Genomic DNA, 23,270 nt, shown 5'->3' on the forward strand with positions numbered 1-23,270 from the left:
CCCCGAGCGTGCATTTTCCGCTTTTCAAACTTTCGCGGAACAGTGTTAAACATAAGGGTAAGTCCGTTAGAGGCACGGACGGGGGTTCTTAAGTGTCTGAATATAGCGAGACGGAGACGGCGCAGACCGTTCGCGTCACTGGGCGCGTGAAGTGGTTCGATGCGGTGAAGGGCTATGGCTTCATCGTCCCGGACGATCCCGCCCTTACGGAAATGCGAGACGTTCTGCTGCATATCAGCAGCCTGCGCGATCTTGGCCGCGACGCCGCCGACGAGGGCGCGCCCATCACCTGCGACTGCGTCAAACGCTCGAAAGGCTGGCAGACGCTCGAAATCCACGACTTGGGGGAGGGCGAAGCGCCTCAGGTCGTCCGGCGTCCCGCCGCCGCGACGGCCCCACGGCCGCCGGTCGAAACCGATGAAGAGCTGGAGACGGCGCTGGTCAAATGGTTCAATCGCACCAAGGGCTACGGATTCGTCGTGCGAGATCGCGAACCGGGCGATATCTTCGTCCATATCGAAACCCTGCGTCGCTGTGGCCTGGAAGATCTGATTCCCGGCGATGCGGTGCGGGTGCGATTCGCCAACGGCCCGAAAGGCCTGGTGGTCGCGGACATCAGACCGGGCGACTGATCCGTCGCCCAGGAGAGGCGTATGATCGAGACGACGAGACGTTTTCTGATGGCGGGCCTGCTGATGCTCGCTGTCGCCGGTTGCGCCGCCAAGGCGCCGCTTGGTCCTAATGGCGAGCCGCTGCAGAAACTGGCAATCGTCACCACATCCGGCGAACATCCGTTCTGGGTCGAGATCGCCGATGAGGAGCCTGAGCGGCAGCGCGGCCTGATGTTCCGTCCGCCGCTTGAGGACGACCGCGGAATGCTGTTCCAATGGCCGGGCGAGGCGCCGCGCGAGCAGAGTTTCTGGATGCGCAACACGCCCAGCTCCCTGGATATCCTTTACATCGACCCTCGGGGACGAATCGTCTCCATCGCTTCGCACGCCACGCCCTTCTCGGAATCACCCATTGCGTCGAACGGCGCCGCCAATGGCGTGCTGGAATTGCGCGCGGGGCGGGCTGCCGAGATCAACGCCAAGCCCGGTGACAAAGTTTTACATCCTTATTTCAAGCCTTGATTGCGGATCGCCGCGCGAAGTGCCAATAGAGCGCTCCGTTCGGTCCGGGGTGTAGCGCAGCCTGGTAGCGCATCTGGTTTGGGACCAGAGGGTCGGAGGTTCGAATCCTCTCGCCCCGACCAACGGAAGGCCGCTGGATCATATATCCAGCGCGCGTTATGGCAGGGCCAGAGGCCCCGCCGTCACTGAGGATTTCGCCATGCTGGCTCGCATTTACCGCCCTGCCAAAACCGCGATGCAGTCGGGCAAGGCCAAGAGCCGCGACTGGCGTCTGGAATTCGAACCGACCTCGGCGCGCACCATCGACCCGCTGATGGGCTGGACCAGCTCCAGCGACATGAACGGTCAGGTCCGCCTGACCTTCGAATCGAAGGAAGAGGCGGTCGAATACGCCGAGCGCCACGGCATCGCCTTCCGCCTGCACGAGCCGAACGATCCGCCGATGATCATCAAGGCCTATGCCGACAATTTCGCCACCAACCGCAAGCAGTCCTGGACGCACTGACGTCTGACGTCTGACGTCTTGCAAGAGCGCCCATAGCTCAACCGGATAGAGCACCCGCCTTCTAAGCGGGATGTTGCAGGTTCGAGTCCTGCTGGGCGCGCCATCCCCGGCGCCTTCGAGGGGCCTGATCCATGACCGACTTTCAGACCTCGCCCGATCACCCCGTCCGTGTCGCGGCGCTCTATCGTTTCGCACCCGTCGCCGATCGTGCCGCCGTGCGCGAAGCGCTTCAGGCCGTTTGCGACGCCGGAGAGGTGAGGGGGACGCTGCTGGTCGCGTCAGAGGGCCTGAACGGCACCATCGCCGGGTCGGCGGCGGCCGTCGAGGCGGTGTTGTCCACAATCCACGCCATGCCGGGGTTCGAGACGCTGGAGCTCAAATACGCCTGGACGAACGCCTTGCCGTTTCACCGAATGAAGGTGCGCGTCAAACGCGAGATCGTCACCATGGGCCAGCCGGATCTGGACCCGGCGCGACAGGCGGGCGTCTATGTGTCGCCGGCGGACTGGAACGCGCTGATCGCCGATCCGGAGACCTTGGTCATCGATACGCGCAACGACTACGAGGGCGAGATTGGCGCCTTCGAGGGGGCGGTCCAACCCAACACCCGCAGCTTCCGCGACTTTCCCGACTGGTTCCGCACCGAGGGCCGCGCCCTGCTGGAGCAGACGGGCGCCAAGCGCGTGGCCATGTACTGCACCGGCGGCATTCGCTGCGAAAAATCGACGGCCTTCCTGAAGGCGGAAGGGTTCGAGAACGTTCATCATCTGGAAGGCGGCATCCTGCGCTATCTTGAGACCGTAGATGAGGATAAGAGCCTATGGCGCGGCGAATGCTTCGTCTTCGACGAACGGGTCTCGGTCGGCCACGGGCTGAGCCAAGGGCCGCACACGCTTTGCAGAGGATGCCGTTTGCCGGTGGATGACGCCGGTCGGGCCTCAAGCCACTACGTCGAGGGCGTCTGCTGCCAGCGTTGCCATGAGACGCGCGACGACGCGCAGCGAGAACGCTATGCCGAGCGCCACAGGCAGATGGAGATCGCGCGTAAACGCGGCGACATTCACCTTGGGACCGCTCGCAAGGACTGACGTCGATTCAGCGACGGGGCGGGCGAGGGAAGAAGGCGCTGGTGCGGGCGGCATAGGCGTCGAATGCCTTGGGCCGCGAACGCCGCATATGCTCTTCCAGCAAGGGCACGCCTGACACCTGGGTCAGAAGCCAATACATATAGGCTGGCCCCGTCAGCGCCAGCCAGCCCCACGGCCATTCGCCGCTCAGATTGACGGCGAACAGAGGCCAGGCGCACCAGCCCAGCCATTCGAAGAAATAATTCGGATGACGTGACCAGGCCCACAGACCGACATCGCAGACCTCGCCCTTGTTGGCAGGATTGCGCTTGAAAGCCGCCAGCTGCCGATCCGAAATGGCCTCGCCCACGAGCGCACCGACGAAGACCAGCGTCGCGACACCGTCTTGCAGGGTCAATCCGGGCGTCGGATTGCGGGCGGCGGCCATGACGCTGAGCGCAAGGAAAGCGGCAGCTCCGGCTTGAAGCATCAGGAAGCCGAACATCTTGGCCTGAAACCCGTCGCCCCAGTCCTGGCGCAGCCGGGCATAGCGGGCATCTTCGCCCTCATGGGCGGCGCGGGCGGCGATGTGGGCGCCCAACCGCAGCCCCCACAGACCGATCAGCAGCGCCGCCAGATATTGCCGCAGAGACGACGCCGCGCAATCGATCGGAAACAGCGCGACGCCCACGCCCGCCGCGCCCAGGCCCAGCGACCAGAAAGCGTCGGCCCAGCCGCCTTGACCCGTGCGTTTCTGCACCAGCCAGGCCGCCGACATCACGATGACGAGAAACAGGGCTGCAACGCCCCACAGGGCCGCCAGGCTGGTCACAGGCGAACGAACGGCTGGATCAGCTTGCCCACCCAGCCGTCCAGCTGGATCTGGCCATCAAGCGCCACGACGCAAAGGCAGGCTTCGTCCGACACCACGCGGGGCTGATGCAGGACGTCGGGATCGGCTTCTTCGAAGTCGCCCACGTCGAACCGCTCGGTCTCCGTCGCATAGGCGCCGGAGATGACGCAGGTCAGTTCGACGCCGCCGTGCGTGTGCTTGGGCGTCTCTCGGCCGGATTCGATCTTCAGCAGGATCACGCGGCAGTCGCCATCACGAGGCGCATGGACATCGCGCACCCGCATGCCGGGGCCGACCCAGCGCCAGGGGCTGAGCGCATAGCGCCGCAGCGGCTCGGGCAGTTCGGGCATGTCGTTCAGCGGCGCGAGCGCCTTCACCTCACCTGCGTCGGTTTCGATCCGCGCCATCGCCAGGGCGAGCGCATCCTGAGACAGGGCCGACGGCGCCGCGTCGTCGAGGAATTCGCCGCCTACAGCCTGGAGATCACGCACCCAGGCATCGTTTGCCGGCCGCATCGCCAAGTGAGCGGCCATCACGACGGCTTCGGGCGGACTGAGGGTGCCGGCGGCATAGGCGAGCAGCCGTTCTTCGGAAGGATTGCGTTGCGGGTTCATCGCGCGGCTTCCTCTGACGGAGCGAGGATCAAGCGGAGTTTGGTCATGGCGTTACGAATACGGGATTTGACGGTGCCGAGCGGCAGGTCGAGGTGTTTGGCGATTTCGGAATGGGAGCTGTCCATGAAGAAGGCGAGGCGCAGGACCTCGACATGATCGGCGCTGAGCCGAGACAGGGCGTCTCGAACGCGGTCGGCGTCCTGGGACATCGACAGAAGTTCGTCGGGGCGGCGTACATCCTCGCCCGCCAACTCGATCTCCGGCGTCGGCAGAGGGCGCGCGTCGCGACGAAGCATGTCCAGGCGACGATTGCGGGCGATGGTGAAGATCCAGGTCGCGGCGCGGGCCTTGGAAGTGTCGAACAAGTCAGCCTTGCGCCATACGGTCAGCATCGCATCCTGGGCGAAGTCTTCGGCCGCGCCGGGCGTCGCCCCCGACTTGATCAGCCAGGCTTTCAGGCGCGGCGCGAAATAGGCGAACAGGGCTGCAAAGGCCTCCCGGTCGCGACGCAGCGCAATCGCTTCGATCAGCCGATCATGCAGGAGGGGGTCTGAAGGATTGTCGAGTGTCTTCATGCGCGGGGACCGGCATGGATTCGACGTGAAGGGCAGTGACTCGACATGCATGGACCCTAATACGCTCAGCCGAAATGTCTGGATCAATCGCGATCCGATCATGACGGCGGCCCGTAATCCGTTCATGCCTAGGCTTACGCCAGCGGGCGTGTATTTGGAGTTTCCATGTCCCTGTCGCCCGCGAATCCGTCTGCCGATCGCCTGAAGATCGCCGTCATCGGCTCCGGCGTCGCCGCCCTGTCGTCGGCTTGGCTTCTGTCCCAGCGGCATAAGGTGACGATCTATGAGAAAGCCGACCGGTTGGGCGGCCACTCCAACACCGTGAGGGCGGGCGTACCGTCAGGCGACATCGCCGTCGACACCGGCTTCATCTGCTTCAACGATGCGACCTATCCCAATCTGATCGCCCTGTTTGAACACCAGGGCATCGCGACCCGCGCCACCGACATGTCGTTCGCCGTCTCGCTGGATGACGGCAAGTTCGAATATGCAGCGCCGGGCCTGTTCGCCCAGCGTCGCAATGCGCTGCGGCCTCGATTCTGGTCAATGCTGAGCGAAATCCTGCGCTTCTATCGCGATGCGCCCAAGGATCTGGCCGGCATGTCCGATCCTTCGCTCACCCTTGGCGACTATCTCAAGCGGGAAGGATTCAGCGAGGCATTCCGTGACGACCATCTACTGCCGATGGCCGCCGCCATCTGGTCTTCTCCGGCCCATACGCTGATGGATTATCCGGCCGAGTCCTTCATTCGATTCTGCGGAAATCACGGCCTGCTGAAACTGGTTGGCCGTCCCATGTGGCGCACCGTCGAGGGCGGCAGCCGGGTCTATGTCGAACATCTGGCGCGCGCCATCGACGACGTGCGCCTGGATCGTGGCGTGACATCGGTGCGGCGCACGGAGGAGGGCGTCTTCGTCCATGACAGCCAGGGAGGCGTCGAGCGTTTCGACCAGGTGGTGATCGGCGCCCACGCCGATCAGGCCCTGGCCATGCTGGCGGAACCCACGGCCAAGGAGAAAGCCCTGCTGGGCGCCTTCCGCTACAGCCGCAACCTGACGGTCCTGCATACGGACGCCAGCCTGATGCCGCGCCGCCGTCGCGCCTGGGCCAGCTGGAACTATATCGGCGCGGACGATGGTCTTTGCGTCACCTATTGGATGAACAAACTTCAGGGCCTGCCGGGCGACGACCTGTTCGTCACGCTGAACCCGCCGCGCCCGCCGCGCGCAGACACCCTGTTGCGCAGCGAACTGTACGAACACCCCGTCTTCGATCCCGCCGCCGTCCAGGCCCAAAAGGCGTTGTGGAGCTTGCAGGGGCAGGGGGGCGTCTGGTTCTGCGGCGCGCACTTCGGCGCCGGCTTCCACGAGGATGGGCTGCAATCCGGCCTGGCCGTCGCAGAACAGCTGGGTGGCGTACGTCGCCCGTGGTCGGTGCAGAACGAAAGCGGCCGCATCCATTTGTCGCCGCTGCCGACCCCGGCATTCGAGCGGGCCGCGTGAACCAGGCCTCGGCCCTCTATCGAGGCCGGGTCATGCACCGACGCCTGCGTCCCAAGACGCACCAGCTGAACTACCGCGTCTTCTGGCTGCTGCTGGATCTGGCCGAGATCGATGATCTGGATAGAGGCTTGCGGCTATTCTCTCGCAATCGCTTCAACCTGCTGTCCTTTCACGACGGCGATTACGGCGACGGTTCCGGCGCCTTGAGGCCTCAGGTCGAGGCTTGGATGAACCGCGCAGGCATTGACCTGGACGGCGGCCCCATCCGTCTGCTGACCATGCCGCGCGTGCTGGGGTACGTCTTCAATCCGATCAGCCTCTATTATTGCCATCACGCCGACGGCCGACTGGCGGCGATGGTGTACGAGGTGACCAGCACCTTCGGCATCCGCCACGCCTATGTCATTCCCGTGCCAGCCGAGGATCAAACGTCCGGCCTGATCCGACAGGGCGCCGCCAAGGCGCTGTATGTTTCGCCTTTCATGGGCATGGACATGGATTATCGCTTCCGCGGCCATGCACCGGCTGAACGGGTCGACATGACGATCGACGGCCTGGACGACGATGGCGTGCTGATCACGGCGGCCATGTCCGCTGAACGCCAGATCCTAGACGACCGCCATATCGCGGCGGCTACAGCGGCGATCCCGCTGATGACTTTCAAGGTGGTTGCCGCCATCCATTACGAGGCGCTCAAGCTTTGGCTGAAGGGTGTCAGACTGACGAGCCAACCGCCATGCGCGAAGATGCCGGTGACGATCCAGGACCAGGCGCAGGATAGCCGATTAGGGCAATAGGCTACACATGTTAGATCAACGCCTAAGATATATTATGCGCAATTTTATCAGTCTCGCTTTTTGGTTTGAGTGTCAACGTTCCAGGTTTTCGAGACTCCGGCCATTTCCTGCGTCTTGGTTCGAGATTAGTTGGATTCCGGTTCCACATTCGTCAGACACACGCTGTAGGCCGCTTGGGCACTCGCGCTGTCCAGCACATGGCTGACGGCTGTGAATACCAGTTCGTTCGGCGTCACAAGCCGATCAAGCGGCGAACCGGACGGGAAGTTGACGCTTACATACAAAGCGTCATTAACAGATGAATATAGGCCGCCACATTCTCGAAGATGAATATATTGCTTCGTGCATAGCCATGTCAGACAATTCGCCACGCGGCATGGGTCTTCCTTTCATGCGGCCGCCCGAGTATGGCAGCCCAGTGTCTATGTCATCCTCCAAGCATTGGTCGCTGAACCGATCGCTGGCGTTCCTCGCCGCGACGTTCGCCATTATGTTCGGGACTCTGCTGCCTTCGGCAGTGGCGGCTTCTGCGGCGACGGGGTCTCCGGTGGTGCTATGTTCGGGCGACCAGATCATGGTTGTCTATGACGCCGACGGGAAGCCTCGAGCCCAAAAGCCCTCGCCAATGGATAGCCTGAAATGCGCCTCGTGCGTATTGGCAAGCTTCACCACCCTGCGGCCTCCACCGCCGCCGATCCATCCAGTGACGCCGCCGCGTATCGTCGCGGTACAGCCGATCGTCATCGCCTCGATCCCGCCGCCGCCTCTGGTGCGGACGGGGCTTCGCCCGCCGCCCACGGCTCCACCTCCCGCCTGAACAGATCGACGCCTGCGCGATGACGCCCCCGTCGGTGCGCGCCCTTCCCTGTTCAGGACAATCCACACATGTCTCTCAAGACTACTGCGGCGCCCTCTGCGCTGCTGATCGCGGCGTTCGCTATGCGTCCTGTCGATCATCTGCCCGGTGATCCGGTGAAAGCGTTGCCTTGAAGGCAGTGTCGGTCCGCGCGAACTTCATCCGTTGAGACTGCATGCCCCTTGCCCTGTTGACGATCAGCCGGGCGGCCGTCCTCCTCTCGGCTGCCTCAGCCTGATTGCCATCCTAGTCGGGGCCTATTGGCCGCCGACCTGAGCCCCCCTCCTCCTACTTTCATGACCGACAACCCGGAGATTCCGATGAAACACTTGATCCTTCCGACCCTCGTTCTGGCCCTCGCCGGCTGCGGCCAGGCTCCCGAGCCCGATGCGCAGGCGACGGTTTCGATCACCGACGCGACCTGTCGTCCCACACCCAACGGGCTTGATGTGACCGGCTGCTATGTGACGCTGACCGCCAGCCAGGACGACCGGCTGGTCTCGATCTCCGCCCCCCAGGCCGGCATGGCTCAGGTCCACGAGATGAAGATCGAGGACAATGTGATGAAGATGGCCGAACTGAAGGACGGTCTGGCGCTGCCGGCTGGCGAGGCCGTCTCCCTGTCGCCGGGCGGAAACCATATGATGCTGATGGGCCTCAAACAGCCCCTCGTCGCGGGCGAGCAGGTGTCGATCACGCTCAACTTCGAACACGCTCAACCCATGGGCATCCGCGCCCTCGTCGCCCAGCCTGCGGTCGACGGCGACCACGCCAGCCCGCACTGAAGTCGGCTTAGGGGTGCGGAACTTCAGACGACAGGACGGACCCGGCTTCGTATTCGCGTTGTGCGCCCTGCTGTTGGCTCTGACGTTCCGCGCCCTCCTGCCAGCAGGCTTCATGCTGGAGACCCGAACGGACGGTGTCGAGCTCGTCCTGTGCGGGTCCGGCGGGCTGCAGACGGTCGTGGTCGGCGCCGATGGACGGCCGGACAAGCCTGAACATCCTGAAGATCGCAAGGCGGAGGCGGTCTGCACCTTCGTCGGCGTCGCCGCGATCACGCCTGATCACGCCGGGCCCGTCGCACCTTCAAAAACGCCCTGGGTCGTCCGACCCGTCACGATCCCGGCCGTCGTGCAACGCGACGTCCGCAACCCGCGCGGTCCGCCCCCGCCGCTTCGAGGCCCGCCCGTCCTGATGATCTGAGCCGCCGGCCGCCTTGTGCGCCGGCTTGTCCGGTCATTCGAGGAGGCCTCCGTGCCCAATCCATCATCACGCGGTCCATGGGAGACCGCCGCGTCATCGGCCGCTGCCGAAGTGCAACCCGACCCCACACATCCCATGCTGCTTCGCGCCTTCATCCACCCCCCACACGCCGAAGGTCGGTGGCTGGGGATGATCCTGATCCTTGTCGCCATCATCAGCGGAGGTCTCACCCTGCCGTTTCTGCTGCGCGGCGAGCCGATGGTGGCGATCGTTTTCATGATTGAACTGACCGCCCTCGCACTGGCCGCCCGCGCCTGCCGCCGCTGGGCGCACGACCGGTCGGAGGAACTGATCCTGTTCGCGGACAGGCTGGAGGTCACCACCCGGATCGGCGGCCGGATCACCGTGGATCGGTTGCCGACCGCCTGGATGACGATCGAGCCGGTTCGCGTCGATCGCGGCGCCGCGCCGGGGTTTGTGGTCTACGCCGCACAACGCAGGCTTCGGATCGGCGGCTGGCTTGGATCGGCGCAGAGCCAGGATCTTCGCCGCACATTGGAGGCCGCTCTGGTGCTGGCTCGCCGGGGCGGGCTTGCGGCCTCGACCGCCCCGGCCAGGCTGTGGTCCAGCCGCAACGCTCTCGCCGCTCCGGTCGATCCTGCCCTCTGGGCCGGCGGCCACGGCCAATCCTGACTGGCGCGCCCTTTCTTTCCACCTTCAGACAAGAAACCCTCATGACCCTCACCACCCGCCTCGCCCTGGTCGGCGCCTCCAGCCTTCTGGCGGGCGTCATCGCCTTCGCCTTGCCGCTGCCGGCCAGCCTTCAGTCTCTCCTGGATGCTCGCCAGCAACTGACGACGGAGGCGACGCCAGCCGGGGCCTGCGGCTGCCTGTCGCACGGCCGAACACACCACGCCTGACCCCCGAATTCTCCGACCTTGCGCCGCACGCCTTCACCCGTGCGGCTCCACTTTTCAAGGAACCAGACCTCATGCCTGATCGCAGGCAACTGCTCACCCTCATGGGGCTTTCGGCGGGGCTCGCTCCCCTGATGCCCGGCTCGGCGTCCGCCCAGGACACCATGTCCATGACGTCTCCAGGCGCGATGCCCGCTTCAGGCGAACGCCCCGTCATGGACATGGACGCCATCCCGGCCGACTGGTTCGGAACCGAACAGATAGGCATCCTGATCTATGACCAGATGACCGCACTCGACATCGTCGGCCCGCAACATTTCCTGGCGGGGCTGATGGGCGCGACCATCCATCTGGTGGCCAAAACAGACGCCCCGGTCACCAGCGACAGCGGCATCGTCATGATCCCGACCGCGACCTTCGACAGCTGTCCGCGCGATCTCGACGTCCTGCTCGCAGGCGGCGGGATGGCGGGTACCCTGGCGGCGATGCGCGACGACGCGACGCTGGACTTCCTGGCTGATCGGGGCGCTCGTGCGGGTTGGGTCAGCAGCGTCTGCACCGGCTCCCTGCTGCTGGGCCAAGCAGGCCTGTTGCGCGGCTATCGCGCCACCTCGCACTGGATCGGCCGACCGATGCTCGACCGTTTCGGCGCCATAGAGGTAGATCAGCGCGTCGTCATCGACCGCAACCGAGCGACCGGCGCGGGCGTGTCCGCCGGCCTAGACCTGGGGCTGGAGTTGGTGAAACGCCTACGACCGCTCGATTGCGCCCAGACGGTCCAGCTGATGGCCGAATACGCACCCGAGCCTCCGCTCGACGCCGGCACGCTAGATCGTGCTCCGGCGGCCGTGGTTGCGAACGTCCGCGACTGGCATGTCGGGTTTACCGACGCCCTCATCGAGACCGCCCGCATGGCGCGGACCTGAACCACCAATGACCCCGTGACAATCCCCGTCACATCCCTCTCGCTCTCCACGGACATCTCATGACCTTCAAGACTTTCCTTCTCGCCGGCGCTTTCATTGTCTCGGCCTCGCCTGCATTGGCGCAAACCGCCCGCTCCGAACAGAGCGCCGCCAGCTGGATCGACGAAGTGGTCGTCACAGGCGTCCGCCAAGGCTATGCCGCCCCACGATCCGGCTCGGCCACACGCACCGACACGCCCCTGATCGAAGTGCCGCAATCGGTTCAGGTGATCACCCGCACCCTGATCCAGGAGCAGGACGCCCGCACCCTGGCCGACGCCCTGGTCAACGTCTCCGGCGTCAGGGCGACCCGGCAGGAGGAGGCGCTTCTGGTGACACCGATCATCCGCGGCTTCCCCTCCGAAATCTATCTGGATGGCCTTCCCGTCCACACAGGCCCTAACGCCGCCAACGAGCCGACCAGCCTGTTGGGGGTCGAACGGATCGAGGTGCTCAAGGGGCCGACCTCCACCCTTTACGGCGGAGGCCTTGGCACGCCGCTCGGCGGACTGATCAATGTGCAGTCCACGCGTCCCACGGCCGATGCGGGGGCGACGGTGGCCGTGCGCGGCGGCAACTTCTCCACATGGGGCGCCGCAATCGACTTGAACCAACCGTTCGGCGACCGCGTCGCCGGTCGGATCACCGCTGAATATCAGACCAACGAGAGCTGGATCGACTTGGTCGAAGGCAAGCGGATCGCCATCCAGCCCAGCCTTTCGGTCCAGCTGACCAACCGCACCGATCTGCTGCTCCAGGGCCAGTACAACAAAAGGGATATGCTGGAATATTCGGGCGTCCCCGCCGAGCAGGCGATGGCCGGAGAGATCGACCGCAACGCTTTCGCCGGCGCGCCGGTCGGCCAACCGCGCACCGAGATCGAGAACACGTCCGCGACGGCGACCCTTCGACACGCCTTCAGCGACGACCTGCGTCTGGCCGTGACGGGCCGATATTACAAAAGCGAGATCCCGCAGTACGGCAGCTTCATCATGCCGGCGTTCTCGCCCCCCGATCCGGCGACGCCGACGGTCTACCCGATCCTGACCATGAACATGATGAGCGGTTCGGAGGAGGCGACGCTCGACGCCAACCTCTGGCGTCGGCTCGACGCCCTGGGCGGTCGCCACGAACTGCTGATCGGGGCCAGCTATGACCACACCGACTTCTACTCCAACATGGGCTTCGGCGGCCTGTCGGTCGGCGATCAGGATCTTGCCAATCCAACCTATGATCTGGCTTTCGGCGATCTCCAGCCGCTGATCCTCACGCAAACAGACCGCTACCAGACCCTGGCCGTCTATGCGCAGGATCAGGCCACCTATGGCCGGCTACATCTGCTGGGGGCCGTGCGCTACACCCGTCTGAAGTTCCGGGAGTTGGAACAAGGCACGGACCAGACCTATGAACGCTGGTCGCCGCGCGTCGGCGCGACCTTCGATCTGGTTGACGGCGTCGCCCTTTACGCCGGCTACGCCGAGGGCTTTCGCGCCCCATTCGGCTTCATCGGCATGACGACGCCGGAGCCCGAGGAGTCCCGCAACGTCGAGGGCGGACTGAAGCTGGCGCTGAGCGACCTCGGCGTTTCCGGCGCCTTCGCCGTGTTCGAACAGACGCGCGAGAATGTCGCCACCCCTGATCCCGCCAATCCTTTCATGTCGGTCCAGACCGGCGAGCAACGGGCGCGCGGTTTCGAAACCGACCTGGTGTGGGAGCCGAGCCCTGCGGTGTCGGTTCTGTTCAACTACGCCTGGACCGACGCGGAGGTAACCCAGGACAACGCCACGCCGATCGGCGACACGCTGGCGCGCATCCCCGAGCACAGCGGTCGGATCGCGGCCCGCTACCGCTTCCTGAACGGTCCCGCCAAAGGACTGTCGCTCGGCGCCGGCGTCACCGCGTTCAGCGAGCGTCAGATCACCCTGCCCAACACCATCACGGTGCCGGGCTACGCGACCATCGACGCCCAGGCAGCCTATGACTTCGATCGGTTCTCGATCGCGGTCTCCGCCGTCAATCTGGGCGGTCGCGACGCTTTCGACCCCTATCAGTATTTCGGCTTCCCGGTCGTCATGCCGACCCAACCGCGCTCGGCCTTCGTCACGCTGAAGGCGCGGTTCTGACCCTGCCGCCCACATCCCTGCGGCGCGCCTGCCAGCCGGACGACCTCCGCAAAGCGTCGCAGGCCTGGGCGTTCGTCTCTGCCAAAACGTTCACGCGTGACCCTTCAGGAGATTGCTCATGATCAGACCCCTCATCCTTACCTCCGCCCTGGCGCTCGCGACGCTCGCCGCCAGCCCCGTTCTGGCGCAGACAGCGCCCGCGCCTTCGACGCAAGGCCAGGCGCCGGCCGCCGCCTTCACGCTTCCGGCCCTGCCCTACGCCTATGAGGCGCTGGAACCCGCCATCGACGCCGAGACGATGCGCATCCATCACGACCGGCACCACAAGGCCTATGTCGACAATCTGAACGCGGCCGTGACGGCCGACCCCGCACTGGCGGGCGACTCAATCGACGATCTGCTGGGTCGTGTCTCCACCCTGCCGCCGGCGATCCGCAACAACGGGGGCGGTCACTGGAACCACAGCCTGTTCTGGACGCTGCTGGCGCCCGTCGGTCAGGGCGGCGAACCTTCGACCGAACTGTCGGCCGCCATCACGCGAGACTTCGGCTCGATGGAGGCCTTCAAGACGGCCTTCAACCGGGCGGCTACGACCCGCTTCGGGTCCGGCTGGGCTTGGCTGATCGTCAAGGACGGCAAGCTGCAGATCACCTCGACGCCCAACCAGGACAATCCCTTGATGGACGTCGCCGAGGTTCGCGGCGCCCCGGTCCTGGCCGTCGACGTCTGGGAGCACGCCTATTATCTGAAATACCAGAACAAGCGCGCCGACTACCTGACCGCCTGGTGGACCGTCGTGAACTGGAACACGGTCAACGGCCTCTATGCGCAGGCAATGCAATAGCCGCAGTCGTCACTGGGGCGCCTCCCCCTGTCCGAGTAGATACAAGGATGACCCGCAGGTGCCTTCAAAACCAGGCTGTCGGTCATCTCGCGTTCAAGATCTGCTCTTCGTCGGACAGGGATCAGGCGTCGACGGGCTCGCGTCGAACCGAGCGATCGAGAACGTCTTTCGGCACGGCCATTCCCCAGTCGTTCATGGCGTAGAGAAGCGGCTTCAGAGACGCTCCAAACGGCGTCAGCTCATAGACGACGCGGGGCGGAATCTCCGCAAAGACCGTCCTCGTCACCAGCCCGTTGGTTTCGAACTTCCGCAGCCGATTGGTCAGCGTGTGGGCGCTGATCCCCTTCAGCTTCGACCGCAGCACCGAGAAGCGAAGGGGCCCCGCCAGCAGTTCGCGAACGATCAGCGTCGCCCAGGGACCGTCGAGCAACAGAAGGAAGCGCTCCACCCCGCATTCGGGCGATGAACACTGAGGCGAAGGGATTTCAGCCGGCATAGACAATTCGTCCATTGGTGCATTTGACGTAACCGGTGCACCTATAGCACCAGCGTGTTCTGTTTCACCACTCAGGAAGAACCGATGCCCTTCATCATCCATGGCGCGACCGGTGCGCAAGGCGGCCCCCTTTACGCAAGCCTGCGTCGCGCCGGCCTGGACGCCGTCGCCGCTGTTCGCGATGTCGCCAAGTTCCCGGACGACACGGCGGTCTCCATCGACAATGACTCTGTCGACTCGCTGATTTCGGCCTATCGCGGCGCGGACGGCGTCTTCATCCACCTGCCCCAGACCTCCGAGGCAGGCCGTCTTCAGCACGCCAGGAACATTGTTCAGGCCATCGAGACGGCCAAGCCCAAACGCATAATCATCTCCACCAACGGCGCGATCGTCGATCAGCCGGGATCGGCGCTGCAATCGTCGGACGACAGCGCCATCATGGTGTTGATCCGCGGCGTTCAGGACAGCGGCGTCTCGCATGCCGTGGTCGCCCCGCGTCTCTATCTGGAAAACCTGCTTCTTCCGATGGTCTTCGGCCCGGCCCAAAGCGAGGGCGTGCTGCGCTATCCCGTGGCCGCAGACTATGCGGTGTCGTGGAGCTCGCACCTCGACGTCGCCGAGGCGGCGCATCGGCTGCTGGTCGATCCGAGCATCTCAGGCGTCGTCGGGATCGGGCATCAGCCAGGATTGGTGGGCGCGGATCTCGCCGAGGGCTTCTCGCAGCAGTTCGGCCGCGACATCCGTTATGAGGCGCTGCTGCCAGAGGCGTTCGGCGACCTTATAGAACCCATGATCGGCCCGGCGACCGCCAGCGTCGTGGGCCTGTACAAGGCGCTCGCCTATGCGCCCGACAATGTGATCCGCCAGGAAACCAGCGCCCAGGAAGTGCTGGGGCTCCATCCCATGAGCGTTCAGCAATGGCTGAAAGCCATGCAGGCCTGACCCAACACTCTGCGGCATGCCTGTCGAAGACTGCCCGAGGCAGACCTCGACAGGCTGTCGATCCTCCAATCCGTGTCGCGCCCATGATCGCAGCGACGTCGCTTTAAAGCTGGAGCTGCATTCATGGCCCGCCCCTCTCTCGTTCTATTTGCAGGCGGCGTTATCGCCATCGCTCTTGTGATTGCGATCGCGACAGGGATCATTCTGGCTGGACGCTCCTCGTCGACCTCCGGTGAAACGAGCGCCGCAGGAACGCCTCTGATCGGCGGCGACTTCAACCTGGTGAACCAGGACGGTCAGCCGGTCGATCAGACGATGCTGAACAGCAAATGGAGCTTGGTCTTCTTCGGCTTCACCTTCTGCCCCGAGTTCTGCCCGACGTCCCTGGCCGAGCTGGCGGTCGTTCAGCAGCGCCTGGGTAAGGACGCCGACCGTTTCCAGATCATCTTCGTCAGCATCGATCCCGAACGCGACACGCCTCAGGCCCTGAAGGATTACCTGTCGTCCGACGGCTTCCCCAAGGGGACGATCGGTCTTTCGGGAACGGCGGAACAGACCGCCCAGGCGGCCAAGGCTTATCGCGCCTACTATGCCAAGGTGGGCAGCGGCGACAGCTACACCATGGACCACTCGCTGACTGTCTACCTGATGGGGCCGGACGGCAAGTTCAGGACGGCTCTCACCTACGGCCTGGGTCCGGACAAGTCGGTCCAGCTCATCCAGGACGCCCTCGCCAAGGGCTGATCCGCTTGTCGCAGGCCCACGGACGGTGGCTGTCGCGCCGTCCTTCGCCGCGGCTGTGCGTTGATGCGATCTGCGGCGGATTTTCTCGTCCGTAACGATGCACGCTTGCATGGTCCAGGCTTTAGCGCCCTATCCGGCGCTCCGAGCACCGCCCTGGGACATTCCGCCCAAGGACAGATCGTCCAAGGACCGATCGCCCAATTGAGATCCCAGCCCCGACCATACAAATGTCGTCAGCAGCACGATGCTGCCTTCATCCGTCCGATGAACTGATGACGACGCTTCGACACGACGCGCCCTGTTCATCAGCGCATTTCAGTCAGGACCTTTCTCTTGGACGTAGACGCTCTTCTTCTTGCGCGCATGCAGTTTGCGTTCACCATCGCCTTCCACATCGTCTTTCCCGCCTTCTCCATCGGCCTCGCCAGCTATCTGGCCGTACTTGAGGCGCTCTGGCTGAAGACCGGGCGGGATCTGTACCTCAACCTGTTCAACTACTGGCTCAAGATCTTCGCCATCGCCTTCGGCATGGGCGTCGTGTCGGGCCTGGTGATGTCCTATCAGTTCGGGACCAACTGGTCGGTGTTCTCGGACAAGGCTGGCCCGGTCATCGGGCCCTTGATGGCCTATGAGGTGCTGAGCGCCTTCTTCCTCGAAGCCGGATTTCTGGGCGTCATGCTGTTCGGCCTGAAGCGGGTCGGCAAGAAGCTGCACTTCATGGCGACCCTGATGGTGGCGATCGGCACCTTCGCCTCGGCCTTCTGGATCCTGTCAGTCAACAGCTGGATGCAGACGCCGCAGGGCCACGCCATCAACGACGTCGGACAGTTCATTCCGGTCGACTGGTTCAAGATCGTCTTCAACCCCTCCTTCCCCTACCGCCTCGCACACATGCTGATGGCCGCCTATCTGACGACCGGCCTGGTGGTCGGCGCGGTCGGGGCCTGGCACTTGCTGAAGGACCGGACCAACAAGGGCGCGCGCAAGATGTTCGCCATGGCCATGGGAATGATCCTGATCGCCGCGCCGGTGCAGATCGTCATCGGCGACATGCACGGCCTGAACACGCTGGAACATCAGCCCGTCAAGGTGATGGCCATGGAGGGCCATTTCGAAAGCCACCCGGACGGCGCGCCCCTGATCCTCTTCGGCATTCCTGACCGCGGGGCAGCGACCGTTCACGGCGCGGTCGAGATCCCCAAGCTGTCGTCCCTGATCCTGAAGCACGATCTCAACGCGCCGCTAGCGGGGCTGGACACCATCGATCGCGCCGACTGGCCGCCGGTCGAGATCGTCTTCTGGTCCTTCCGCATCATGGTCGGCCTGGGCATGGCCATGCTGCTGCTGGGTGTCTGGGGCCTGTACGCCCGTGTGCGCAAGCGGCTGTATGACGCCCCCTGGCTGTACCGTTTCGCCCTCGTCATGGGGCCGATGGGCTTCGTCGCCGTCCTGAGCGGCTGGGTCACCACCGAGGTCGGGCGTCAGCCCTGGACCGTCTATGGCCTGCTGCGAACGGCCGACAGTGCGGCGCCGCTCGCCGCCCCTGCGGTAGCCACATCGCTGGCCGCATTCGCCGTCGTCTATTTCGCGGTGTTCGGGGCCGGCGTCTTCTACATCCTGCGCCTGATGAGCCATGCGCCCCATCGCGGCGAGCCGGGCGTAGCCGAGACGCCCATCCGCACCGCCGGGATCACCCCCGCGCCGGGCATCGATATGGACCGGCCCATCCCGACGATCGAGGAGAGCGACCATGACCGTTGATCTGACCCTCGTCTGGGCCGTGCTTCTGGCCTTTGCGATCTTCGCCTATATCGTCATGGACGGGTTCGATCTCGGGGTCGGTATCCTGTTTCCGACCCTGAAGGCCGGCGAGCAGCGCGATCGGGCGATGAACTCGATCGCGCCGGTCTGGGACGGCAACGAGACCTGGTTGATCCTGGGCGGGGGCGGTCTGTTCGCGGCCTTTCCACTGGCTTATGCCGTCCTGATGCCGGCGGTCTATACGCCGATCATCGTCATGCTGCTGGGCCTGGTGTTTCGGGGCGTCGCCTTCGAGTATCGCTGGCGCACGGTGCGGGCCAAGCCGATCTGGGACATCGCCTTCTTCGGCGGGTCGCTGATGGCCGCCTTTTCCCAAGGTGTGATTCTGGGCGCGATCCTCCAGGGGGTCGAGGTCTCGGGCCGCGCCTATGGCGGCGGCTGGTGGGATTGGCTCAGTCCGTTCAGCCTTCTGACGGGCTGCGCCGTCGTGACGGGCTACGCCCTGCTCGGCGCCACCTGGCTGAACATGAAGACGGAAGGAAAGCTGCAGGACCACGCGCGCAGCCAGGCCTGGAAACTAGGCCCGGCTACGCTGATCATGATCGGAGCCGTCAGCCTGGCGACACCCTTCCTGGATGGAGAATACGCCAAACGCTGGTTCGACTGGCCCGGTGTGCTGCTGACCGCCCAGGTTCCGTTGATGGTGCTGGTGTTGGCGGCCGGCTTCTTCCTGGCCATGAGCAAACGACGCGAAGTTTGGCCCTTCCTGATCTCTCTGGGTCTGTTCGCCGTCACCTTTGCAGGTCTGGGCGTCAGCATCTATCCCTACGCCGTGCCGGACCAGATCACCCTTTGGGATGCGGCGGCCCCCGCCTCCAGTCAGTCGTTCATGCTGGTCGGCGCCCTGATCCTCATCCCCATCATTCTGGCCTACACCGCCTATGCCTACTGGGTGTTTCGCGGCAAGGTCGGCGACGAAGGCTATCACTGATGCGCGCCCCCTTTCGCCAGACGCTGTGGTTCCTGGGCCTGTGGATCTTCGGGGTCTGCGTCCTCGGGGTCGCGGCCTACATCCTTCGAAGCGTGCTCAAGCTCGCCACGGGCTAATTAAGGCCGCGACATACCGACGCGGTCACGGTGTTGATGCAGTTCGCCGCTAGACCTTGATGCGGCGGGGAAACTTCCCGCGCCTCATCATTTATCAGGGTATCAATATGCGCGTCTTGGCCGGTCTAGCGATCGTTGTCGGCATTACATCCGGAGCGGCGTGGCAAACGCCAGCGATGGCTCAATCCGCCCCCCGTCCGTGCGTCAACGAGTCCCTTCAGATCAATATTCGCGCCCAGCCCATGCCGGCCGCGCTTCGCGAGCTGTCGCGGCAGACACACTGCCCGATTTCCGGGACAGCCGACGCTCGGGGCCTCACCAGCAACGCCGTGCGCGGAACCTATACGCCGAGTGCGGCTCTGGCCGCGCTCGTCGATCGGCGGGGACTGAGAACGCGTTCCGTGCGACAAGGTCTGTCGGTAGAGCGTCTGGCGCGGACGAGACCGGCGCCGACGCCGGAACCGATCCAATTCGACTGCCAGAACGATTCCATCGCGCTCCGCATCCCGTCCATGCCGCTCGAAGCGGCGCTGAACGCCCTGTCGGAAGCGACCAAATGCCCGATCTCGCGGTCGTTCCAGGTGGATGGCCTGCGCTCGCGCGCGATCAACGACACCTACACCCCGTCTGAAGGGCTGCGGGCCATGTTGGCCGGGACAGGTCTTCAGTCCCAAGCGATCCGCCAGGGCCTCGAAGTTCTCCCGGCGCGTTGACCAAAAAACACCGGGCGGAGCCTCGCTCCGCCCGGTGGTGCGTCTGTAATTGGGCCTCAGATCGCCAGCGCGATTACAGCGCAACCCATTCGCCGTCGCTCGGAATATCCAGCTTCGAGGCGAAGCCCTCGCGTTCGGCGAATACCTTCAGATCGGCACGGCTGAGGATGCAGTGGTTCACGGCCTCCATATGTGTCGCGATCAATCGAGCCTGAGGCGCCGCCTTGCTGACCGTTAGAATTTCCTGCGGCCCCATCAGGATCGGCCCCAGATCGATGATCTGGGCATACCCGGCATTCAGGATGATGATGTCAGGTCGATGCTGGGTGATCGCCTCAGAGACCTCATCGTTCCAGACGGTGTCGCCGGCCAGATAGACGGTCTTGTGGCCCGGCTTGCTCAACACCACCCCACAGACAGGATCCAGCATCGGGATGGCCTTCAGGATCTCGTCTCGGCCGTGATGGCCGCCCGTTCGCGCAAGGGACACGCCCCTGAACTGGGTTGACGCGTCCAGGACGCGCACCTCCGTAAAGCCCTGGCCTCGGATCGTCTCGGCGTCGGTTTCGTTCTGCGCAAAGATCGGCATCGCCTTGGGCAGGGCGCGCTGAGCCGCCTCGTCCCAGTGATCCAGATGGGTGTGGGTCACGATCACCGCGTCCACATCCATCAAGGCCGACGCCGGCACCGGCAGGGGCACGAGCGGATTGCGCAGATGGCTCATCGCGGACCCCGGGAAACCCGGATAGGCGCCCTGATCCGCCAGCATCGGATCGATCAGGAACCGAACGCCCGCATAGTTGATCTGAACGGTCGCATTGCGGACCTGAAGCATGCGATCGCCGGCCGGTTGCGACTGGGCCACCGCGCTGGAAACGGCGCCGGGGGCGGCAAGAACCGCCGCGACACCCGCGCCCACGCCCAGCATCCCTCGGCGCGACAACCCCGTACCGAAGCCAGCCGAACTCATTTCGAAACCCCTTCCAGAACTTCCGACGTCGAGACGACGCGGCCATAGGCGAAGGCGAGCGCGGCCATGAAGGCGGCATGCACCTGTTCGGCCGGCACATCGCGACCGTCGAACGACAACCCCATGGTGGCGCAGGCATCATGCGCGACGGTCACCCCATAGCCGAAGTCGAACGCGGCGCGGGCCGTGGCGTCGATGCACATGTGGCTCATGGCGCCGACGATGACGACCTCGGTGATCCCGGCGTCGTCGAGGCGACGCTTCAGCTCGGTATCCCGGAACGCGTTGGGGTAATGTTTGATCAGCACCGCTTCTTCGCCCTGAGGCGCCACTTCGGCGATGATGTCGACCGCAGGCGTTCCCGGAGCGAACGGCACATCGGCAGAGCCGCCTGGCGTTTCGTGACGGATATGGATGATCAGGCCGCCATTGGCGCGCGCCGCGTCCAGAAGACGACGGGCGTTTGCGACGGCGTCTTCGAGACCCGACAGCGGCAACTTGCCTTGCGATTGATATTCCTGCTGCAGGTCGACGACGATGAGAGCACGGTTGGCCATGGGAATGTTCCTCTGAATGTGCGTGACTTATACACCCCTCGATCCGCCAGGTTCAGTGGCGGGATCGTCATAAGACGGGTCGAAAACGACATGACGCACATCGCCATTCTTACCTACCCGGAGGCACAGCTCGCGGCCGTCCTCGGCATGACCGACCTGCTCGCCGCCACCAATACCGCGACGATGCTGAACCTTGCCGAGCCGCCCCTGGTCGTCAGCCATTGGCGAAAGACGCCATCCGGGATGCAGGTGGCTCAGGTCTTTTCGACGGGGACTGCAAGCCCCATCCCGACCGTCTGCATCATGCCGCCCTCGCTCCAGGGACCACCCAAGCCGGACCCTGTCACCACACGATGGCTCCAGACGCTTCATCGTCAGGGCTGCGTGATGGCCTCCGTGTGCACCGGCGCCTTCGTCCTCGGCGCCGCCGGCCTGCTGGATGGCCATACCGTCACCACCCACTGGACTTACGAAGCGCGGTTCCAGAAGGCGTTTCCGCGCGCAAAGATCGATGCGGACCGGCTCATCATCGATGAAGGCGACGTGGTCACGGCCGGCGGCGTGATGTCCTGGACCGATCTCGCCCTGACCCTGATCGAGCGTTACCGCGGCCGCGCCGTCATGAGCGAGGTCGCTCGCAGCTTCCTGCTGGACCCGCCGGGACGGCGGCAGAGCTATTACAGCAGTTTTGCGCCCGCCCTCGATCACGGCGACGACGCCATACGCCAGGCGCAGGTCGTTCTGGCCGAACGCATGAAGGAGGAGATCAGCCTGGCCGAACTGGCGTCCGCTGCGGGCCTGGAACAACGTACCTTTCTGAGACGCTTCACAAAGGCGACCGGCCTCACCGCGACGGCCTATCGGCAACGCCTGAGAATCTCCCGCGCTCAGGATCTGCTTCGCAACACCAATCTGAAGACAGAACGCATCGGTTGGGACGTCGGCTACGCCGACCCCAGCGCCTTCCGAAAGGTCTTCCAGACCATCGTCGGCCTATCCGCCACGGAATACCGAAAACGCTTCGCAAGCGATATTCAGAAAGAGAATCGCAATTAGGGCGGCTTGAGTTGCACTTTTGCCAAGAAGCGCCGCGAATGACACTTGGGGACGTGGCAGCCCAAGTTCTTAGTCGACCATCATCCCTCCTATAGGGCCGAAACCGGCTCCAGACCGAAGCTCTAGCTTCGGAAGGCGTCCCTGCGCTCGCGCATCTTGCACAAAATTCGGCCCACGAAGGAACCGAGTGCAAGATTTTGACAAATCAAGGTATTTTATCATCGCTGAGGCGATTCGAGGAGCGTGACGGACGACTGACTGCCGGATGCCGTGGTCGCACGCGCCCTCGAAGTGATCGCCAGCCTACAATCCGCTGCTCTGATCAAGGCGAGCAGCGCCAATCTCGCGGCCGTCAGGGTCGCGGCGGCCCAGACGCTCCATATCCTTCCGCACGGCGCGCGCGACAATCTAATCATGCTTGTTGACGACGAGGCTCCCAAGGTCCGACTGGCCGCGATCCTTGCGCTAGAGGCACTGGGCGAGACCGTGTCGCTCGACGCGGTGGAATCCATTCTCGCGCGCAGGCCGCGTCACCCATCGTTCTTTGGGGCCCCGGCGTGAAGGGCCAGGAGGAATATGTGGCCTACAATGCAAGCACCTGCCTTACTGGTCGGCGGAGGCGCCCGGCGCTCTGGTCGACGATGACGAGACGGATGCCGACATCCTGGCGGCCTATTGCGAAGTGACATAGGGGCGGACCGTTCTGCGGCAAATCCTGGATCGCACGCCGTTCCGAAGCACCTTGTCGAGCGGCTCGGTAGTTGGCGGACGGCGGAAGTGAACCTATCGACGCTGCTTTCCTGCGCAACAGATCAACTGGCTGCGGCACGACATCCGATCGATCTGGAGCGGATCCGGTCCGTGATGACAGGATCGCCGATCCGGTTAAACGAACTACTCGGCTGATGCTCTCGGGCAGCTGTGCCGTGTTCGCTCTCCACTCCTACGGATCGTGCTGGATATTTCGTT

General features: G+C 64.4%; 27 protein-coding genes and 2 tRNA genes. 23 read left to right on the forward strand and 6 right to left on the reverse strand.

All coding sequences use genetic code 11. From position 1 onward, the window contains the following. Positions 1–92: 92 nt before the first annotated feature. The 6 genes from AC3ISA_RS15080 to trhO all read left to right on the forward strand — a co-directional run bounded on the left by AC3ISA_RS15080 (position 93) and on the right by trhO (position 2,726). Entirely contained in the window at positions 93–632 is a 540-nt protein-coding gene (locus AC3ISA_RS15080; RefSeq protein ID WP_489178519.1) for a cold-shock protein, read from the forward strand. A 21-nt stretch (positions 633–653) separates the two neighbouring features. Then, a complete protein-coding gene (locus AC3ISA_RS15085; RefSeq protein WP_372692030.1) occupies positions 654–1,133 on the forward strand; it encodes a DUF192 domain-containing protein in 480 nt (159 codons plus the stop codon). A gap of 45 nt (positions 1,134–1,178) precedes the next feature. Further along, positions 1,179–1,255 (forward strand) — tRNA-Pro (locus AC3ISA_RS15090). Positions 1,256–1,332: 77 nt separating this feature from the next. Continuing rightward, complete coding sequence (locus AC3ISA_RS15095; protein WP_489178520.1) at positions 1,333–1,638, forward strand: ETC complex I subunit; 306 nt, start codon at positions 1,333–1,335, stop codon at positions 1,636–1,638. Between the two features lie 26 nt (positions 1,639–1,664). Further along, positions 1,665–1,741 (forward strand) — tRNA-Arg (locus AC3ISA_RS15100). 28 nt (positions 1,742–1,769) lie between these two features. After that, complete coding sequence (trhO, locus tag AC3ISA_RS15105) at positions 1,770–2,726, forward strand: oxygen-dependent tRNA uridine(34) hydroxylase TrhO (RefSeq protein WP_489178521.1); 957 nt, start codon at positions 1,770–1,772, stop codon at positions 2,724–2,726. 7 nt (positions 2,727–2,733) lie between these two features. On the opposite strand, the gene AC3ISA_RS15110 is transcribed toward trhO, so the two are convergent. The 3 genes from AC3ISA_RS15110 to AC3ISA_RS15120 are packed head-to-tail and all read right to left on the reverse strand — an operon-like array spanning position 2,734 to position 4,747. Continuing rightward, positions 2,734–3,537 (reverse strand): DUF1295 domain-containing protein, encoded by an 804-nt coding sequence (locus AC3ISA_RS15110; protein WP_489178522.1) that lies wholly within the window; start codon positions 3,535–3,537, stop codon positions 2,734–2,736. Next, the gene (gene chrR, locus AC3ISA_RS15115; RefSeq protein WP_489178523.1) at positions 3,534–4,172 is read right to left on the reverse strand and encodes a cadmium/peroxide/UV radiation responsive anti-sigma factor ChrR; all 639 of its coding nucleotides are present in this window, start codon (positions 4,170–4,172) and stop codon (positions 3,534–3,536) included. Before chrR ends, AC3ISA_RS15110 begins: the two co-directional genes overlap by 4 nt. Continuing rightward, positions 4,169–4,747 carry a sigma-70 family RNA polymerase sigma factor gene (locus tag AC3ISA_RS15120; protein ID WP_372692036.1) on the reverse strand — a complete coding sequence of 193 codons (579 nt, stop codon included), beginning with the start codon at positions 4,745–4,747 and terminating at the stop codon, positions 4,169–4,171. Before AC3ISA_RS15120 ends, chrR begins: the two co-directional genes overlap by 4 nt. 165 nt (positions 4,748–4,912) lie before the next feature. Between AC3ISA_RS15120 and AC3ISA_RS15125 the strand changes: the two genes are divergently transcribed. The 10 genes from AC3ISA_RS15125 to AC3ISA_RS15170 all read left to right on the forward strand — a co-directional run bounded on the left by AC3ISA_RS15125 (position 4,913) and on the right by AC3ISA_RS15170 (position 13,955). Beyond that, positions 4,913–6,250 (forward strand): NAD(P)/FAD-dependent oxidoreductase, encoded by a 1,338-nt coding sequence (locus tag AC3ISA_RS15125; protein WP_489178524.1) that lies wholly within the window; start codon positions 4,913–4,915, stop codon positions 6,248–6,250. After that, entirely contained in the window at positions 6,247–7,047 is an 801-nt protein-coding gene (locus AC3ISA_RS15130) for a DUF1365 domain-containing protein (RefSeq protein ID WP_489178525.1), read from the forward strand. Before AC3ISA_RS15125 ends, AC3ISA_RS15130 begins: the two co-directional genes overlap by 4 nt. A gap of 424 nt (positions 7,048–7,471) precedes the next feature. Next, positions 7,472–7,864 (forward strand): DUF2946 family protein, encoded by a 393-nt coding sequence (locus AC3ISA_RS15135; RefSeq protein WP_489180122.1) that lies wholly within the window; start codon positions 7,472–7,474, stop codon positions 7,862–7,864. Positions 7,865–8,223: 359 nt separating this feature from the next. Continuing rightward, complete coding sequence (locus tag AC3ISA_RS15140) at positions 8,224–8,688, forward strand: copper chaperone PCu(A)C (protein ID WP_489178526.1); 465 nt, start codon at positions 8,224–8,226, stop codon at positions 8,686–8,688. A 112-nt stretch (positions 8,689–8,800) separates the two neighbouring features. Then, entirely contained in the window at positions 8,801–9,106 is a 306-nt protein-coding gene (locus AC3ISA_RS15145; protein WP_489178527.1) for a hypothetical protein, read from the forward strand. 135 nt (positions 9,107–9,241) lie between these two features. Further along, on the forward strand, positions 9,242–9,799 hold the full coding sequence (locus AC3ISA_RS15150) for a DUF2244 domain-containing protein (RefSeq protein WP_489178528.1): 558 nt from the start codon (positions 9,242–9,244) through the stop codon (positions 9,797–9,799). Between the two features lie 41 nt (positions 9,800–9,840). Further along, entirely contained in the window at positions 9,841–10,026 is a 186-nt protein-coding gene (locus AC3ISA_RS15155; protein ID WP_489178529.1) for a hypothetical protein, read from the forward strand. Positions 10,027–10,097: 71 nt separating this feature from the next. Then, the gene (locus tag AC3ISA_RS15160) at positions 10,098–10,949 is read left to right on the forward strand and encodes a DJ-1/PfpI family protein (protein WP_489178530.1); all 852 of its coding nucleotides are present in this window, start codon (positions 10,098–10,100) and stop codon (positions 10,947–10,949) included. A 59-nt stretch (positions 10,950–11,008) separates the two neighbouring features. Beyond that, positions 11,009–13,111, forward strand: a complete 2,103-nt coding sequence (locus AC3ISA_RS15165) for a TonB-dependent siderophore receptor (RefSeq protein WP_489178531.1) — start codon at positions 11,009–11,011, stop codon at positions 13,109–13,111. 118 nt (positions 13,112–13,229) lie between these two features. Then, positions 13,230–13,955, forward strand: coding sequence for a superoxide dismutase (locus tag AC3ISA_RS15170; RefSeq protein WP_372693683.1), 726 nt, complete (start codon positions 13,230–13,232; stop codon positions 13,953–13,955). A 121-nt stretch (positions 13,956–14,076) separates the two neighbouring features. Here AC3ISA_RS15170 and AC3ISA_RS15175 read toward each other — a convergent pair whose 3' ends face one another. Beyond that, positions 14,077–14,571: a winged helix-turn-helix transcriptional regulator gene (locus tag AC3ISA_RS15175; protein WP_489178532.1), complete on the reverse strand. Its 495-nt coding sequence runs from the start codon at positions 14,569–14,571 to the stop codon at positions 14,077–14,079. On the opposite strand from AC3ISA_RS15175, the gene AC3ISA_RS15180 reads away from it, so the two are divergent. From AC3ISA_RS15180 to AC3ISA_RS15200, 5 genes are all read left to right on the forward strand, one after another. After that, the gene (locus tag AC3ISA_RS15180) at positions 14,536–15,393 is read left to right on the forward strand and encodes an SDR family oxidoreductase (protein WP_489178533.1); all 858 of its coding nucleotides are present in this window, start codon (positions 14,536–14,538) and stop codon (positions 15,391–15,393) included. The genes AC3ISA_RS15175 and AC3ISA_RS15180 overlap by 36 nt on opposite strands. 123 nt (positions 15,394–15,516) lie before the next feature. Continuing rightward, entirely contained in the window at positions 15,517–16,137 is a 621-nt protein-coding gene (locus AC3ISA_RS15185) for an SCO family protein (RefSeq protein ID WP_489178534.1), read from the forward strand. A gap of 363 nt (positions 16,138–16,500) precedes the next feature. Beyond that, positions 16,501–17,898 carry a cytochrome ubiquinol oxidase subunit I gene (locus tag AC3ISA_RS15190; RefSeq protein WP_489178535.1) on the forward strand — a complete coding sequence of 466 codons (1,398 nt, stop codon included), beginning with the start codon at positions 16,501–16,503 and terminating at the stop codon, positions 17,896–17,898. Continuing rightward, positions 17,888–18,889, forward strand: coding sequence for a cytochrome d ubiquinol oxidase subunit II (gene cydB, locus AC3ISA_RS15195; protein WP_489178536.1), 1,002 nt, complete (start codon positions 17,888–17,890; stop codon positions 18,887–18,889). Before AC3ISA_RS15190 ends, cydB begins: the two co-directional genes overlap by 11 nt. A gap of 175 nt (positions 18,890–19,064) precedes the next feature. Continuing rightward, a complete protein-coding gene (locus AC3ISA_RS15200) occupies positions 19,065–19,718 on the forward strand; it encodes an STN domain-containing protein (RefSeq protein WP_489178537.1) in 654 nt (217 codons plus the stop codon). Positions 19,719–19,791: 73 nt separating this feature from the next. Here AC3ISA_RS15200 and AC3ISA_RS15205 read toward each other — a convergent pair whose 3' ends face one another. Together AC3ISA_RS15205 and AC3ISA_RS15210 are read right to left on the reverse strand one after the other, a co-directional pair. Further along, complete coding sequence (locus tag AC3ISA_RS15205; protein ID WP_489178538.1) at positions 19,792–20,688, reverse strand: MBL fold metallo-hydrolase; 897 nt, start codon at positions 20,686–20,688, stop codon at positions 19,792–19,794. Beyond that, positions 20,685–21,245, reverse strand: coding sequence for a cysteine hydrolase family protein (locus AC3ISA_RS15210; RefSeq protein WP_489178539.1), 561 nt, complete (start codon positions 21,243–21,245; stop codon positions 20,685–20,687). The genes AC3ISA_RS15205 and AC3ISA_RS15210 overlap by 4 nt, the downstream gene beginning before the upstream one ends. Between AC3ISA_RS15210 and AC3ISA_RS15215 the strand changes: the two genes are divergently transcribed. Further along, positions 21,198–22,301 (forward strand): GlxA family transcriptional regulator, encoded by a 1,104-nt coding sequence (locus AC3ISA_RS15215; RefSeq protein ID WP_489178540.1) that lies wholly within the window; start codon positions 21,198–21,200, stop codon positions 22,299–22,301. The two genes, AC3ISA_RS15210 and AC3ISA_RS15215, sit on opposite strands and share 48 nt — an antisense overlap. A gap of 270 nt (positions 22,302–22,571) precedes the next feature. Further along, positions 22,572–22,862 (forward strand): HEAT repeat domain-containing protein, encoded by a 291-nt coding sequence (locus tag AC3ISA_RS15220; RefSeq protein ID WP_489178541.1) that lies wholly within the window; start codon positions 22,572–22,574, stop codon positions 22,860–22,862. Positions 22,863–23,270: the final 408 nt, after the last annotated feature.

Source organism: Brevundimonas sp. KH_058 (assembly GCF_057838505.1).